Source organism: Pseudomonas sp. HN2 (assembly GCF_020736465.1).
Lineage (GTDB): Bacteria > Pseudomonadota > Gammaproteobacteria > Pseudomonadales > Pseudomonadaceae > Aquipseudomonas > Aquipseudomonas moraviensis_A.
Window position 1 is genome coordinate 5,734,772 of sequence record NZ_CP085885.1, and the last position, 14,691, is coordinate 5,749,462.

At 60.4% G+C, this 14,691-nt stretch carries 16 protein-coding genes; 5 read left to right on the forward strand and 11 right to left on the reverse strand.

The window, feature by feature from the left end; translation table 11 throughout:
- Positions 1–21: 21 nt before the first annotated feature.
- On the reverse strand, positions 22–501 hold the full coding sequence (locus LIS66_RS25515) for an RNA pyrophosphohydrolase (protein ID WP_003229203.1): 480 nt from the start codon (positions 499–501) through the stop codon (positions 22–24).
- A gap of 143 nt (positions 502–644) precedes the next feature.
- Between LIS66_RS25515 and LIS66_RS25520 the strand changes: the two genes are divergently transcribed.
- Positions 645–1,301, forward strand: coding sequence for an HAD family hydrolase (locus LIS66_RS25520; RefSeq protein WP_227973270.1), 657 nt, complete (start codon positions 645–647; stop codon positions 1,299–1,301).
- Positions 1,302–1,395: 94 nt separating this feature from the next.
- Here LIS66_RS25520 and LIS66_RS25525 read toward each other — a convergent pair whose 3' ends face one another.
- A complete protein-coding gene (locus LIS66_RS25525) occupies positions 1,396–1,809 on the reverse strand; it encodes a DUF2269 family protein (protein WP_042606520.1) in 414 nt (137 codons plus the stop codon).
- Positions 1,810–1,850: 41 nt separating this feature from the next.
- Positions 1,851–3,365 carry a threonine ammonia-lyase, biosynthetic gene (gene ilvA, locus LIS66_RS25530; RefSeq protein WP_042606519.1) on the reverse strand — a complete coding sequence of 505 codons (1,515 nt, stop codon included), beginning with the start codon at positions 3,363–3,365 and terminating at the stop codon, positions 1,851–1,853.
- Positions 3,366–3,512: 147 nt separating this feature from the next.
- Between ilvA and rpiA the strand changes: the two genes are divergently transcribed.
- A complete protein-coding gene (gene rpiA, locus LIS66_RS25535; protein WP_007913886.1) occupies positions 3,513–4,187 on the forward strand; it encodes a ribose-5-phosphate isomerase RpiA in 675 nt (224 codons plus the stop codon).
- Positions 4,188–4,323: 136 nt separating this feature from the next.
- Here rpiA and LIS66_RS25540 read toward each other — a convergent pair whose 3' ends face one another.
- The 4 genes from LIS66_RS25540 to LIS66_RS25555 all read right to left on the reverse strand — a co-directional run bounded on the left by LIS66_RS25540 (position 4,324) and on the right by LIS66_RS25555 (position 8,684).
- Positions 4,324–5,241, reverse strand: a complete 918-nt coding sequence (locus LIS66_RS25540) for an SdiA-regulated domain-containing protein (RefSeq protein ID WP_042606518.1) — start codon at positions 5,239–5,241, stop codon at positions 4,324–4,326.
- Between the two features lie 117 nt (positions 5,242–5,358).
- Positions 5,359–6,282, reverse strand: coding sequence for an SdiA-regulated domain-containing protein (locus LIS66_RS25545; RefSeq protein WP_042606517.1), 924 nt, complete (start codon positions 6,280–6,282; stop codon positions 5,359–5,361).
- 300 nt (positions 6,283–6,582) lie between these two features.
- Positions 6,583–7,248 (reverse strand): fumarylacetoacetate hydrolase family protein, encoded by a 666-nt coding sequence (locus LIS66_RS25550; protein WP_024014705.1) that lies wholly within the window; start codon positions 7,246–7,248, stop codon positions 6,583–6,585.
- A 41-nt stretch (positions 7,249–7,289) separates the two neighbouring features.
- On the reverse strand, positions 7,290–8,684 hold the full coding sequence (locus LIS66_RS25555) for an FAD-binding oxidoreductase (protein WP_042606516.1): 1,395 nt from the start codon (positions 8,682–8,684) through the stop codon (positions 7,290–7,292).
- A 206-nt stretch (positions 8,685–8,890) separates the two neighbouring features.
- Between LIS66_RS25555 and serA the strand changes: the two genes are divergently transcribed.
- Positions 8,891–10,120, forward strand: coding sequence for a phosphoglycerate dehydrogenase (gene serA, locus LIS66_RS25560; RefSeq protein ID WP_025112046.1), 1,230 nt, complete (start codon positions 8,891–8,893; stop codon positions 10,118–10,120).
- Between the two features lie 100 nt (positions 10,121–10,220).
- On the opposite strand, the gene LIS66_RS25565 is transcribed toward serA, so the two are convergent.
- Positions 10,221–10,646 carry a DUF4399 domain-containing protein gene (locus LIS66_RS25565; protein WP_039757489.1) on the reverse strand — a complete coding sequence of 142 codons (426 nt, stop codon included), beginning with the start codon at positions 10,644–10,646 and terminating at the stop codon, positions 10,221–10,223.
- A 135-nt stretch (positions 10,647–10,781) separates the two neighbouring features.
- Here LIS66_RS25565 and LIS66_RS25570 point away from each other — a divergent pair, with 135 nt between their 5' ends.
- Entirely contained in the window at positions 10,782–11,345 is a 564-nt protein-coding gene (locus LIS66_RS25570) for a transporter substrate-binding domain-containing protein (RefSeq protein ID WP_064364710.1), read from the forward strand.
- A gap of 225 nt (positions 11,346–11,570) precedes the next feature.
- On the opposite strand, the gene LIS66_RS25575 is transcribed toward LIS66_RS25570, so the two are convergent.
- Both LIS66_RS25575 and LIS66_RS25580 read right to left on the reverse strand, forming a co-directional pair.
- Positions 11,571–12,056 (reverse strand): DUF523 domain-containing protein, encoded by a 486-nt coding sequence (locus LIS66_RS25575; protein ID WP_064364709.1) that lies wholly within the window; start codon positions 12,054–12,056, stop codon positions 11,571–11,573.
- A 2-nt stretch (positions 12,057–12,058) separates the two neighbouring features.
- Positions 12,059–12,691, reverse strand: a complete 633-nt coding sequence (locus tag LIS66_RS25580) for a 2OG-Fe(II) oxygenase (protein WP_227973271.1) — start codon at positions 12,689–12,691, stop codon at positions 12,059–12,061.
- Positions 12,692–12,799: 108 nt separating this feature from the next.
- Between LIS66_RS25580 and LIS66_RS25585 the strand changes: the two genes are divergently transcribed.
- Positions 12,800–13,531, forward strand: a complete 732-nt coding sequence (locus tag LIS66_RS25585; protein ID WP_024014712.1) for a DUF2059 domain-containing protein — start codon at positions 12,800–12,802, stop codon at positions 13,529–13,531.
- A gap of 129 nt (positions 13,532–13,660) precedes the next feature.
- Here the strand turns inward: LIS66_RS25585 and LIS66_RS25590 are convergent, their stop codons facing one another.
- The gene (locus LIS66_RS25590) at positions 13,661–14,608 is read right to left on the reverse strand and encodes an alpha/beta hydrolase (protein WP_042606512.1); all 948 of its coding nucleotides are present in this window, start codon (positions 14,606–14,608) and stop codon (positions 13,661–13,663) included.
- Between the last annotated feature and the right edge of the window lie 83 nt (positions 14,609–14,691).

Here is a 14,691-nt window from a genome sequence, read left to right on the forward strand (position 1 = left end):
GCTCGGGGTCGAACTCCGTCGTCAGTCGCGCGCTAAAAGGCGCGGGGCAAGCTCTTTGAGAGCGCGTCGATACACCTCGCGCTTGAATGTCACCACCTGGCCCAACGGATACCAATAGCTGACCCAGCGCCAGCCATCGAACTCCGGTTTACCGGTCAGATCCATCCGCACCCGCTGCTCGTTGGAGATCAGGCGCAGGAGGAACCATTTCTGTTTCTGGCCGATGCACAGCGGTTGGCTGTGGGTACGCACCAGGCGTTGCGGCAAACGATAGCGCAACCAGCCTCGGGTACAGGCCAGTATTTCAACATCTTCACGTTCCAGGCCAACTTCTTCGTTCAGCTCGCGGTACAAGGCGTCTTCCGGCGTCTCCTCGGGGTTGATCCCCCCTTGCGGAAACTGCCAGGCGTCCTGATTGATACGGCGAGCCCATAGCACCTGGCCGGCGTCATTCGTCAGAATGATCCCGACATTGGGGCGGAAACCATCGGGGTCGATCACGGCAACAACCTCGCAAACGCATGTCGCCGCATTGTTCCACAAAGCTTGATCAGGCGGCAACGAAGGTTCCTACCTTATGTGCACTCTTGTGAAAAGACCGTATTCTTGTCGCCTTTTTACTGACTTTTCAGCGGGTAACTGCAATGCGCCTGGCTCTATTCGATTTGGACAACACCCTTCTGGGCGGCGACAGCGATCACGCCTGGGGCGATTATCTGTGCGAGCGCGGCTTCCTCGACCCGATCGCCTACAAGGCGCGCAACGACGAGTTCTATCAGGATTACCTGGCCGGCAAGCTGGACAACGCCGCGTACCTGAACTTCTGCCTGGAGATTCTTGGCCGCACGGAAATGTCTGTGCTTGACGCCTGGCACAGCGATTACATGCGCGACTGCATCGAGCCGATCGTCCTGCCCAAGGCTCTGGATCTGCTGAAAAAGCACCGCGATGCCCGCGACAAACTGGTGATCATCACCGCCACCAACCGTTTCGTCACGGCGCCGATCGCCGTGCGTCTGGGCGTGGAAACCCTGATCGCCACCGAATGCGAGATGGTTGATGGCCGCTACAGCGGGCGCAGCACCGATATCCCGTGCTTCCGTGAAGGCAAGGTCACGCGCCTGAATCGGTGGCTGGAGGAGACTGGTTATTCGCTGGAGGGCAGCTATTTCTATAGCGACTCGATGAATGACCTGCCATTGCTGGAGCAGGTGGCGAATCCGGTGGCGGTGGATCCGGATCCGAATTTGCGTGCTGAAGCCGAAAAACGCGGCTGGCCGGTGATTTCGTTGCGCGGTTGATATTGCTATCGCGAGCAGGCTCACTCCTACATTTGGAATGCGTTCCCTGTAGGAGTGAGCCTGCTCGCGAATGGCCGCAACTCGGTCGCAAACCTTAAACCGGCTTGGCCCCCATCAACGCCGCTATGGCGACAAACCCGACGCCGCTGACAATCGCCAGCGCCAGATTGAATGTGCGGTTACCCCGCCCGGTTGTCCAGAGCCGATCCAGCCGAACCAGCAGCCAGACCGCACTGAACGTGGCCACGGCATAGATCACGCTGGATCCCAGAATCCACAATTGTCCCAAGGGCCAGCCAATCAGGTGCACCAGCCACCAGCCGGTGAACGGCATGCTGAGCATGCCGATCAGCATCAGGCACCAGATGAACAGCCACGGCCGGCGCATCGTGCTGGCCGGGCCTTCGCTGCGATTACGCCAGGTCAGGAAGGCCAGCCCCAGCCCACTCGCGAGGATGACCACGGTCGCTGCGACGTGAAGGACTTTCAGGGTGGTCAGGGTTTCCATGTCGTTCTCTTCCGTAGGTCCATGCCCATCAGCGTAGCCGTTCAGCCGAGAAACAGCTGATAGGCCGGATTGTCGCTTTCGTCCCAGTACGGGTAGCCGATTTCCGCCAGCGCCGCGGGCACCAGATGACGCTCGTCATGGGGCACTTGCAGGCCGGCGACCACACGGCCGTCCGCCGCGCCGTGGTTGCGGTAGTGGAACATCGAGATGTTCCAGCGCCCGCCGAGCTTGTTGAGGAAGTTGAACAGCGCCCCCGGCCGTTCCGGGAATTCGAAGCGCAGCACCACTTCATCGACCACCTGCGCGGCGCGGCCACCGACCATGTGGCGGATGTGCAGCTTGGCCAGTTCATTGTCGGTCAGGTCGATAACCGGGAAACCCTGCTCGGTCAGGCTCGCCAGCAAGGCGCTGCGCGGGTCGTTGTCAGGATGGGTCTGCACGCCGACGAAGATGTGCGCTTCGCTGCCGGTGTTGTAGCGGTAATTGAACTCGGTGATCTGGCGCTTGCCGATGGCTTCACAGAACGCCTTGAAGCTGCCGGCCTGCTCGGGAATGGTCACGGCGATGATCGCCTCGCGACCTTCGCCCAGCTCGGCGCGCTCGGCAACGTGGCGCAAGCGGTCGAAGTTGACGTTGGCGCCAGAGTCGATGGCGACGAATGTCTGACCGCTGACGCCGCGCTGCTCGACGTATTTCTTGATCCCGGCCACGCCCAGCGCGCCGGCAGGTTCGGTGATCGAACGGGTATCGTCGTAGATATCCTTGATTGCCGCGCAGATCTCGTCGGTGCTGACAGTGATCACTTCATCGACGTAATCCTTGCAGATCTCAAAGGTATGCTGGCCGATCTGTGCCACCGCCACACCGTCGGCGAAGATCCCCACGGTCGGCAGGACCACGCGCTCGCCCGCTGCCATCGCGGCCTGCAGACAGTTGGAATCGTCCGGCTCGACGCCAATCACCTTGATGTCGGGCCGCAGGTATTTCACGTACGCCGCGATACCGGCGATCAGCCCGCCGCCGCCGACCGGGACGAAAATCGCGTCCAGCGGCTGCGGGTGCTGACGGAGAATTTCCATGGCCACGGTGCCCTGCCCGGCAATGGTGTGCGGATCGTCGTACGGATGGATGTAGACGTAGCCTTTTTCATCGACCAGTTTCAGCGAATAGGCCAGTGCTTCCGGGAACGAATCGCCGTGCAGCACCACTTTGCCGCCGCGCGAACGCACGCCTTCGACTTTGATTTCCGGGGTGGTCTTGGGCATGACGATGGTGGCTTTGACGCCCAGCACTTTCGCCGCCAAGGCCAGACCCTGCGCATGGTTGCCCGCCGAGGCGGTGACCACGCCACGGGCGCGCTCTTCGTCGCTCAGTTGCGTCAACTTGTTGTAGGCACCGCGAATCTTGAACGAGAACACTGGCTGCAAGTCTTCGCGCTTGAGCCAAATGTCGTTGCCCAGTCGCTCGGAGAGCTGGCGAGCGTTCTGCAGCGGGGTTTCTACGGCAACGTCATAAACGCGCGAGGTGAGGATCTTTTTGACGTACTGTTCGAGCATCGGAAAGCATCACTGAGCGGGTTGGGCAGGGCCAAGGAGTCTAACCCGGCTTTCGGGCGCACGACCACACGAATCCAGAGGTTTTAGCCACGCTTGCGGCTATAATGCCGGCCTTTCTGCCCACCCCTTGCCCGCTTCGGAGCCCGCATGACCCAGGATCAACTCAAACAGGCCGTGGCCCAGGCCGCCGTCGACTTCATCCTGCCGAAACTCGACGACAAGAGCATCGTCGGCGTCGGCACCGGCTCCACCGCCAACTGCTTCATCGATGCCCTGGCCCAGCACAAGGGCGCGTTCGATGGTGCGGTCGCCAGCTCCGAAGCCACCGCCGCGCGCCTCAAGGGCCACGGGATTCCGGTGTATGAGCTGAACACTGTCAGCGATCTGGAGTTCTACGTCGACGGCGCCGATGAAAGCGACGCACACCTGAACCTGATCAAGGGCGGCGGCGCGGCCCTGACCCGCGAGAAGATCGTTGCCGCCGTGGCCAAGACCTTCATCTGCATCGCCGACGCCAGCAAACTGGTGCCGGTGCTCGGTGAATTCCCGCTGCCGGTGGAAGTGATCCCGATGGCCCGCAGCCACGTTGCCCGCCAACTGGTCAAACTCGGCGGCGACCCGGTGTACCGCGAAGGCGTGCTGACCGACAACGGCAATATCATCCTCGACGTGTTCAATCTGCAGATCACCAACCCGGTGGAACTGGAAGCGCAGATCAACGCCATTGTCGGCGTGGTCACCAACGGCCTGTTCGCCGCACGCCCGGCGGATCTGTTGTTGCTGGGCACGAGTGAAGGTGTGAAGACCCTGAAGGCTGAGTAAATATTCTTCAGGCGCTGAAATCCCCCTGTAGGAGTGAGCCTGCTCGCGATTAGCGGTCTGTCAGTTGATGTTTATGTCGACTGACAGACCGCTAATCGCGAGCAGGCTCACTCCTACAAAGGTTTTGTGGTGATGGTCAGTCTGATGTGGGTTTTTTGAAGACGTAGAAAAGATTCGGCTCACTCACCAGGTACAACGTGCCGTCATCGTCCATCGCAATCCCCTCGGCCTGCGGCACGGTTTTCTGCAAACCCTGACGGCCGCCACTGATCGACATGGTGCTCAACGGGCGGCCGTCGACATCCAATTCGATAATCAAGCGCGACTCGTCCGACAGCGCCAGCAAGTGCCCGCTGCGTTCGTCGTACTGCAGACTCGACAGGTCACGCACGAACATCCCGGCATCGCGCTTGGGGTTGTTGATCACGTGTACGGCGTAGGTCTTGTCCGGTTTGAAATGCGGAAAACCGTGGACCTCATAGATCAGCATGGGGTCGCGTTCTTTCGCCACGAACAGGCGTTTGCCCACCGAGTCGTAAGCCAGCCCCTCGAAACCCTTGTTGCTGGCCATGTGCACGCCCAAGGTCATCTGCTCGGCATCTTCGGCGTCGAGGAACGTGGTGTCGGCGTCGAGGTGGATCTTGATCAGGCGCTGCTGGCGCTCGTCGGTGATGACGTAGGTGTCGGCACTGATGTATTCGACCGCTTCAGGATCGCCGAACCCGACCAAAGCAATGCGCCGCAGGATCTTGCCTTCCAGCGACAGCTCGATCAGTTCGGAATTCTTGTTGGTCACGGTGAACAGGCTTTTGCGCACCGGATCGTAGGTCAGCGCCGAGACATCATCGTCGAGCCCGTCGATAGGCCGCGCTTCGATAGTCACGCGATATTGATCCAGACCGATCGCCTCGCTGCTCAACGGCTGCCACAGGGTGTGCAGGTTGAACCAGGCGCGCTCGAACAGGCGCAGGTACTGGCCGATCGCGAGCAACGCGACCAGAGCAATCATCAACAGGACAAGAATCAACGGTTTGGGACGGGCAAGTCGACGCATTCAGGCAGGCTCGGATTCAAGACAGGCCGATGAAATATCACGCCCGTCTGAATTGAAGCTTAATGGCCAGTTGCCTGCCAGGACAACCACACGATTCCGCGTTTGTCGTAGGGAAAATTACCGGTGCTTTTCGAAGCGATAGAACAGATTCGGCTCGCTGACCATGTACAGCGTGCCGTCTTCGTCCATGGTCAGGCCTTCGGCGCGGGGAATGGTGTCTTTAAGACCGTTGAAATTGCCGAGCAAGGTCATGAAGCTGACTTGCTCGCCACGCTCGTCCAGTTCCAGCAACAGGTGCGAATCGGCCGACAACACCAGTAGATGGCCAGTGCGCGGATCGACCGCCAGCGCCGAGAGATTGCGAATGTCGAGCTCGTCACTGGCCAGCTTCTGCTTGTCGCCGATCAGGGTCTGACTGCCATCGCTCTTCCAGGTGAACAGCGCTGGCGGGCGTTCTTCACCCAGCACAAGCTGATGATTGCGCGGATCCCAGGTGATGGCTTCAAAAGCCTTGTTCTGGTCTTTCGACGGCCCGAGGTCGTATTTAGGGAAGTCGGCAATGTTCAGCTCGCGGGTACCGGCGTCGACCTTGACGATCGACAACGTGTGCTGGCGCTCATCGACAATCGCCATCAGGCCGTTTTCCATGACCGTCAGGCCTTCGGGATTGCTCCAGCCCACCAGCGGCATCTTGCGCAGCACCTCGCCCTGCAGTGTCAGCTCAGCGAGGAACGGATTTTTGCCCATCACCGAAAACAGGGTTTTGGTCTGCGGGTTGTAAGCCAGGTCGGAAGCTTCGTCCTTCTCCATGCCCGGCAACGGTTTGGCGTCGATCACCACCTGATAGTCCGGCAGCCACACGCTCTCCTTTTGCTCGGCCTTGCTCTCGAAGCGCTCCAGCACCCACAGCACACCACGATCATCCCAGTGCATGGCAAACGCCAGCCCATAAGCCGCCACGATGGCCAGCAACAGCCAGACATACCAGCGCAGAGCGAAGCGGGAACGGAGGGTGGGTTTCTGCTGAGTTCGAGATGCCATCAAGGGACGCGTTCCGTAAATTCAGGCCAAGGGTAATAGCACAAAGAGGCCGGCTGAGACGCCGCAATCGCGGAAATTATCCAGAGAGGATGTGAAAAAAACGGGAAATGGCGGGATTGGCGTGTGCGTTTGCGGGCCACAACACATAACCAAGGTGGCATGGGGCAATTGTGGCGAGGGAGCTTGCTCCCGCTGGGGCGCGAAGCGGCCCCGCTTTTTTTACTGCAAAAAGCAGGGGCCTGCTGCGCAGTCCAGCGGGAGCAAGCTCCCTCGCCACAGGTGCGGTGACATTCCTACAAGTTAGCGCACGCTGCTGCTGAAGCTGCTCGCCCCCGGCAGTTCGAGGACGATCTCGTCGCCGACGTTCAGCGGGCCGACACCCACCGGCGTACCGGTAAGGATCACGTCGCCGGCCTGCAGCGAGAAGCAGCCGGCCATGTGCTGGATCATCGGCACGATCGGATTGAGCATCGCACTGCTGTTGCCGTCCTGGCGCACTTCGCCGTTGATGGTCAGGCGGATGCCGATGTCGGTCAGGTCAGCGAAAGTGCTACCGACCACGAACGGCGCGATCACCGCCGCGCCGTCGAACGACTTGGCGATTTCCCACGGCAGGCCCTTGGCTTTCAGCTCGGCCTGCTTGTCGCGCAGGGTCAGGTCCAGCGCCGGGGCGAAACCGGAGATCGCATCGAGGACTTCTTCGCGGCTTGGTTTGGTCGACAGCGGTTTGCCGATCAACACAGCGATTTCCGCTTCGTAGTGCACCGAACCACGCTCGGTCGGAATGCTGAAACCGCCTTCCAGCGGCACCACGCAACTGCCCGGCTTGATGAACAGCAGCGGCTCGGTCGGCACCGGGTTGTCCAGTTCCTTGGCGTGTTCGGCGTAATTGCGGCCAATGCACACGACTTTCCCGATCGGGAAGTGGATGCGCGTGCCGTCGACGTACTGGTGCTGATAGCTCATTTACCGACTCCTGCCTTCATTGATTCAACAGAGATTACCGATCACACCGGGAAAATCTTCCCCGGGTTCATGATGCCGTTCGGGTCGAACACTGCCTTGACCGCTTTCATGTACTCGATCTCGGCCGGTGAGCGGCTGTAGGTCAGGTAATCACGCTTGGTCATGCCCACGCCATGTTCGGCCGAGATCGAGCCGTTGTACTTCTCGACGGTTTCGAACACCCACTTGTTGACGGTGGCGCACTTGGCAAAGAACTCGTCCTTGCTCAGGTTTTCCGGCTTGAGGATGTTCAGGTGCAGATTGCCGTCGCCGATGTGGCCGAACCAGACGATTTCGAAATCCGGGTAGTGCTCACCGACGATCGCGTCGATTTCGCGCAGGAACGCCGGCACCCTGGAAACGGTCACCGAGATGTCGTTCTTGTACGGCGTCCAGTGGGAGATGGTTTCGGAGATATACTCGCGCAGCTTCCACAGATTATGCAGTTGGGTCTCGCTCTGGCTCATCACGCCGTCGAGTACCCAGCCTTGTTCGACGCAGTGTTCGAAGGTTTCCAGCGCGCTGTTGGCCACTTCTTCAGTGGTCGCTTCGAATTCCAGCAGGGCGTAGAACGGGCAGTCGGTGTCAAACGGCGCCGGCACGTCGCCGCGGCCCATGACCTTGGCCAGGGCCTTGTCGGAGAAGAATTCGAACGCGGTCAGGTCGAGCTTGCCCTGGAAGGCGTGCAGCACCGGCATGATCGAATCGAAATCGGCGGTGCCGAGGACCATGGCGGTGAGGTTTTTCGGTGCGCGATCAAGGCGCATGGTTGCTTCGACGACGAAACCGAGGGTGCCTTCGGCGCCAATGAACAGCTGACGCAGGTCATAACCGGTGGCGTTCTTGATCAGGTCCTTGTTCAGCTCGAGCACGTCGCCCTTGCCGGTGACGACCTTCATGCCGGCGACCCAATTGCGCGTCATGCCGTAGCGAATCACTTTGATCCCGCCGGCATTGGTGCCGATGTTGCCGCCAATCTGGCTGGAACCCGCCGAGGCGAAGTCGACCGGGTAGTACAGGCCGTTTTCTTCAGCAACGTTCTGCAGATGCTCAGTGACCACGCCCGGCTGGCATACAGCGGTGCGGTCGGTGAGGTTGACGTCGAGAATCTGGTTCATGTAATCGAACGACACCACCACTTCGCCATTGGCCGCCACCGCAGCGGCGGACAACCCGGTGCGCCCGCCGGACGGCACCAGCGCAACCTTGTGGGTGTTGGCCCAACGCACCACGGCCTGCACTTGCTCGATGGTCTTGGGAAACACGATAGCGCTCGGCGCCGGGGCGAAGTGCTTGGTCCAATCCTTGCCGTAAGCATTCAGGGAGTCGGCGTCGGTGAGGACTTTGCCGGGCTCAACCAGGGTCTTCAGTTCATCAATCAGCGCAGGATTGGTCATCGACAGAACTCTCGAACAATTCATGGTCATCCTGAGAACGCTTCACGTCGCAGGAATGAGTGTTTAGCGGGGTGGCTATGCTAGCATACCGACCCCGCAGGACAGTGCCCAAGGCCAGATCCGCGGTGACGGCTTTCCTGCCGTTTGGGTCAGCTCCAGGCTGCGCCCCTCCCTGCCATTTTTCTCCGGGATACAGGTTTACGCAGATGAGCAAGACTTCTCTCGATAAGAGCAAGATCAAGTTCCTTCTTCTCGAAGGCGTCCACCAATCGGCTGTCGACGTCCTCAAGGCGGCGGGCTACACCAGCATCGAATACCTGACTGGCTCCTTGCCGGAAGCCCAGCTCAAGGAAAAGATCGCTGACGCTCACTTCATCGGCATTCGCTCGCGCACGCAACTGACCGAAGAGATCTTCGATCACGCGAAGAAACTGGTCGCGGTCGGCTGTTTCTGCATCGGCACCAACCAGGTTGACCTCAGTGCGGCCCGCGAGCGCGGTATCGCCGTGTTCAACGCGCCGTACTCCAACACTCGTTCCGTAGCGGAACTGGTACTGGCCGAAGCGATCCTGCTGCTGCGCGGCATCCCTGAGAAAAACGCTTCCTGCCACCGTGGCGGCTGGATCAAATCCGCGGCCAACTCGTTCGAGATCCGTGGCAAGAAGCTCGGCATCGTCGGCTACGGCTCGATCGGCACGCAGCTGTCGGTTCTGGCGGAAGGCCTGGGCATGCAGGTGTTCTTCTATGACACCGTGACCAAGTTGCCACTGGGCAACGCTACCCAGGTCGGCAATCTGCATGAGCTGCTGGGCATGTCCGACATCGTCACCCTGCACGTCCCGGAAACCGCGGCGACCCAGTGGATGATCGGCGAGAAGGAAATCCGCGCCATCAAGAAGGGCGGCATCCTGATCAACGCTGCACGCGGCACCGTGGTCGAGCTCGACGCCCTGGCGGACGCGATCAAGGACAAGCACCTGATCGGCGCAGCCATCGATGTGTTCCCGGTGGAGCCACGCTCCAACGACGAAGAGTTCGAAAGCCCGCTGCGTGGCCTCGACAACGTGATCCTGACCCCGCACATCGGTGGCTCGACCGCCGAGGCGCAAGCCAACATCGGTCTGGAAGTGGCGGAAAAGCTGGTCAAGTACAGCGACAACGGTACTTCGGTGTCGTCGGTCAACTTCCCGGAAGTGGCCCTGCCGGCTCACCCTGGCAAGCACCGCCTGCTGCACATCCACGAGAACATCCCGGGTGTGATGAGCGAGATCAACAAGGTCTTCGCCGAAAACGGCATCAACATCTCCGGTCAGTTCCTGCAGACCAACGAGAAGGTCGGCTACGTGGTGATCGACGTCGACGCCGAATACTCGGAGCTGGCGCAAGAGAAGCTGCAACACGTCAACGGTACTATCCGTAGTCGCGTCCTGTTCTAGAAAAGCAGCGGCAAGTGAACAGCGCTCTTGTTTAAACTTGCCACTTGCAGCCAGCCACTTGTAGCTGAATAAAAAAGGGAGCCCCGAAGGGCTCCCTTTTTTATTTCACGTTAACCGTGATTTTTTCCGAAACGATCGATGGGTCGAACGGCATGTGGCCGCTGTCGCCGAGGATCAATTGCAAGGTGTGCTTGCCGGGGGCCAGTTTGATCGTGGCTTCGGTCTGCGCCTTGCCGAAATGCATGTGGTGCGCGTCGGTCGGGATCGGCGCGCCTTCGGCCGGCAGGTCGTCGACGTCGATCAGCAGATGATGGTGGCCGGTGTTCTTGGTGGTATCACCCGCCGGGGCCAGCGCGATGTTCTTGACGCCGAACTTGACTTTGAATTCCTGGGAGACCGTAGCGCCGTCCTCGGGAGAAACGATGAACACTTCAGCATCCTTGGGAGCCGGCGTTGCCGCACTGGCCAGCACCGAAACACCCATCAGCACACCGGCCAACGCTGCACGTGACATAAAGCTTTTCATTTTCTTCTCCAGTTTTTCCGTAAAATCCGCACGGTCATGACAACTTCATGACCATTCGTTGTCGAAGGCACTCGACAACCATAGCAAAGCGAGCCTGAATCAGAGCGTCGCGATAATGATTTCAAAGGAGTGACCATGCGCTTGCTGCCTGGCCTGATCTGCCTGCTACCCCTTTTAAGCCCGCTGGCTCACGCCGAACTGATTGATGACGTCAACGACCGTGGCGAGTTGCGCATAGCCATTGAGGCTAATACACCGCCCTTCAATTACAAGGAAGGCGACACACTCACGGGGTTCGAGGTCGAGCTTGGGCAACTTCTTGCCAAGGAGCTGGATGTACGCGCCGATTTCATCGTCACCGACGAGGGCGATCTGCTCCAGGGCGTTGAAAGCGGCAAGTACGACGTCGCGCTCAACCACATAGCACTGACACCCGAACTCAAGGATCGTTTCGACTTCAGCGAGCCGTACGGCGAGGTCGATGGGCAACTGCTCGCGAAGAAGGACGAGACGCCACGGCCGATGGTGCTGGTGCAGGCGTTGACCGAAGAGAAGCCGAAAGCGGCGGCGCCGGTGGAACTGGCGATTCCGTTTCAGAAGGGCAATCCGGCGTTTCAGGCCAGCCTCAAGAGCGCGCTGGAACGGATCAAGGCGGATGGGCGGTTGGCGGCGTTGTCGCAGAAGTGGTTGAAACCGTAAGAGCCCCCTCACCCTAACCCTCTCCCGGAGGGAGAGGGAACTGATCCGGGAATGCTTTAGAGGTACGCCGACTTGGGATTGCTATACCGAATCCGAAATCGACTGATCATGGCTTTGCCGAACCCATAATCGCCAAGGTCTTTCAGGTCGATGGACAGCGCCAGACACCTCGGTCGGCCCCCTCTCCCCCCGGGAGAGGGCTGGGGTGAGGGCAACTATTGCGGATCAGTCCAAAGCTGCCAAAGCCACCGCCGCCTCATCCAGCTCTAGCTCATTGAACACCCGAACACCATGACGCCTGAGCAACGCCGCCGTCACCCCTTCGCCACTGACCTTGACCCCACTGAACGTCCCGTCATACGTCAGCAGATTCCCGCACGAAGGGCTGTTGGCCTTGAGCACCGCCACCCTGATGCCGTGCCGTTGCACCAGTTCCAGCGCTTGGCGCGCACCTTCGAGAAACTGCGCACTGACATCCTCGCCTTCGGCAGTGATGACAGCAGCATTGCCATCCAGCACCTCACCGCCCTGCCCGCCGGGAATCTCCGCCGCCGCCCTCGGCGTCGGCAAACCACCGGCCACCTCAGGACACAACGGCACTACGCGGCCCTCGGCAATCCACTGCTCAAGCAGATCAAACGGACCACTCGCGCCACCGTCATAACGCACGCGATGGCCCAACAGGCAGCGGCTGACCAGAATCTTTTCCATGCTCAGAACGGCTCGTTGCCACGGCGACGGAACCACCCGGTCAGCGACAGCCGCTCGCGATGAGCCGGCAATACTTCGTGGGGGACTTCGCCGGAGAGAAACACCACCAGACAACCGCCGGTAGGCTGTACGTCATGCACGCGTTCATCACCCAGGTACATGCGCAACTGGCCACCGTCCTCCGGCAGCCAGGCGTCGTTGAGGTAGATGACCGCCGACACCATGCGTCGGTCGTCATCGCGAAAGCGGTCGACGTGCTTGCGATAAAACGCGCCGGGCGGGTACAGGGCGAAATGGCATTCGAAATCTTCGAGGCCCAGAAACAGTCCGCGATTGAGCGCCTCGCGCAGACTGTCCATCAGGCTCAGATAGCGGTCGGTAGCGTCGGCCTGGCCGGGGTCGATCCACTGAATGTGATCGCCACGAATACCCTCGCGAATCTCCGAAAACGGCCCGCGCCCGACCGCCGCCGGCGCCAGTTCACCTTCGGCCTCACGTTTACGGCACTCGGCCGCCAGCGCCCGGGTCAGATCGGGGGGCAGGAAGATGTTCTGCTGCGACCAGCCGTGTTCGGCCAGGTCATCGACAATGCGTAACAGCAGTGGGTGTTCAGAGGATATCGGCATGGCGCGCATAGTATGCCGACGGCAATAAATCCGACAGAGCCACGCAGCGGCTTGCTACGAATTCTCGACAAGTACCGGCACCGCACGGACAATAGTCCGCTGCTGACAGGAGTCCCTATGCGCCGTTTGCTTTTTTCACTGTTGATGTTCTGCGTATTGCCCGCCTGGGCGGACGGCCACGATCAGTTGTACAAGGTCGCCGGCTGGCCAGAACAACGCGCGCATTTCAACGATGCCCTCAGCGCCGCCCAGCAGCGCTATCAGAACAGCCTGCCGCCTGCGGTGTTTCAAGCACTGGTCAACAATAGCAACCAGCGGTTCGCCGCGCAGGCCATGGATCAACGCGCCGAAGCGCAACTGCGACAGAAACTCGCTGATCCGAAACCGGCGCTGACCTTTTTCCAGTCACCGCTGGGCAAGAAAATCGTCGCCGCCGAACTGCTCGCGACCCGCCGCGATCAACTGGCGAAAAATGCCCAGGGCCTGCCAAAAATGCAGGCCAGCGACAGTCGTTTGCTGATCATCGGCCACCTGGCGCAAGCCTTGCCGGCCCGCGAGGCTGGCGCCGAGGTCAGTCTGGCGATTGCCGGCGTCGCGGCGGACAGTTTGAGTTCGATGATCCCGGGATTGCTCGGTGGCGGTCAGGCGCAGGGCATGTTGAACGGTCAGCGCCAGCGGCTGATGGATCAGATCGGCGCCGATCTGAACAACACCCTGCTCTACGTTTATCGCGATTTGTCGGATGAAGAGCTGGAAGAATTTGCGACGTTTGCCGAGTCGACCGAGGGCAAGGCTTACTATCAGGCGGCGCTGGCGGCGATTCGGGCGGGGTTGGCGGTCGGCCAGTGATCTTCGTTGCCTGAAAGATCGCATTCGCGAGCAGGCTCGCTCCCACATTGAGTCCTCAGCGGACACAAAATTTGTGCCCCCCGACTTCCTGTGGGAGCGAGCCTGCTCGCGAAGAGGCCCGCCCAGCCGCTACAGATTCCGCCCCCTGATCCGCTTGCTCAAGAACTCGAAATACTCCTCACGCATCTCTACCGTCTCATTGGCCAGGTGATGCCGCGCCTCGGCCAGCAGCAGAATCTGCGGGCGGTCGAACTTCCATTTCAACACCTGCAGATTGTGCTGCCAGTCGACGGTCATGTCCGCCTGTCCCTGAATGATCAGCGGCCGTCGCGGACTTTTTTTCGCGTGCTCGACGCGGATGATCCAGCGCGACAACGCGCCCACCCACTTCGTCGGCAGACGCCGAGGCTGTAACGGATCAGCCTGCAGAAACGGCAGAAAGTCCGGATCGTTGGAATTTTCGCTGAAGCGCCGCGCGACGCCGCGAACAAATGGCCGCAGCAGGTAATAACTCAACTGCGACCAGCCCCAGGCCCGTGGTCGCACCAGAGGCGCCAGCAGAATCACCTGCCCCTGCGCCGGGCTGTTCTCGCCATGGTTGAGCAGGTGATCGACGACAATCGCGCCCCCGGTGCTCTGCCCGCACAAATGCCACGGCTGCGGCAGCGCGATCGAAGTCGCTTCAGCGAACAACGCTTGCAGCATGTGCTGATATTCAGCGAAATCGCGGATGCTCGCCCGCGGCCCGCTCGACAGTCCATGCCCCGGCAAGTCGCAGGCAATCACCGCGAAATCCTGATCCAGCGCCCACTCGATCACATGCCGGTAAAGGCCGATGTGATCGTAGTAACCGTGCAGCAGAAACAGTGTCGCCTTGACCTTCTCCGGCCACCAGCAATGACTGACCAGTTCGTAGCCATCGACCTCGAAACGTCCCATGCCGCGCCAGACATCGCGCTCGGCGAAGTCGGTCTTGTAGAAGCGCTGATAAGCCTTCGCCTCATCCGATAACGGCTGCCACTCGGCCAACGGCTTGAGGCTCGCGCGTAAATGATCGGGGTCGAAAGTATCGGGCATGCGCACATTCCAAAGCGGTTAACGGACTTTATCGGCCTGCGATATTCATCTGTCGGAGCAAGCATGGCAAGCTAGCCAACCTT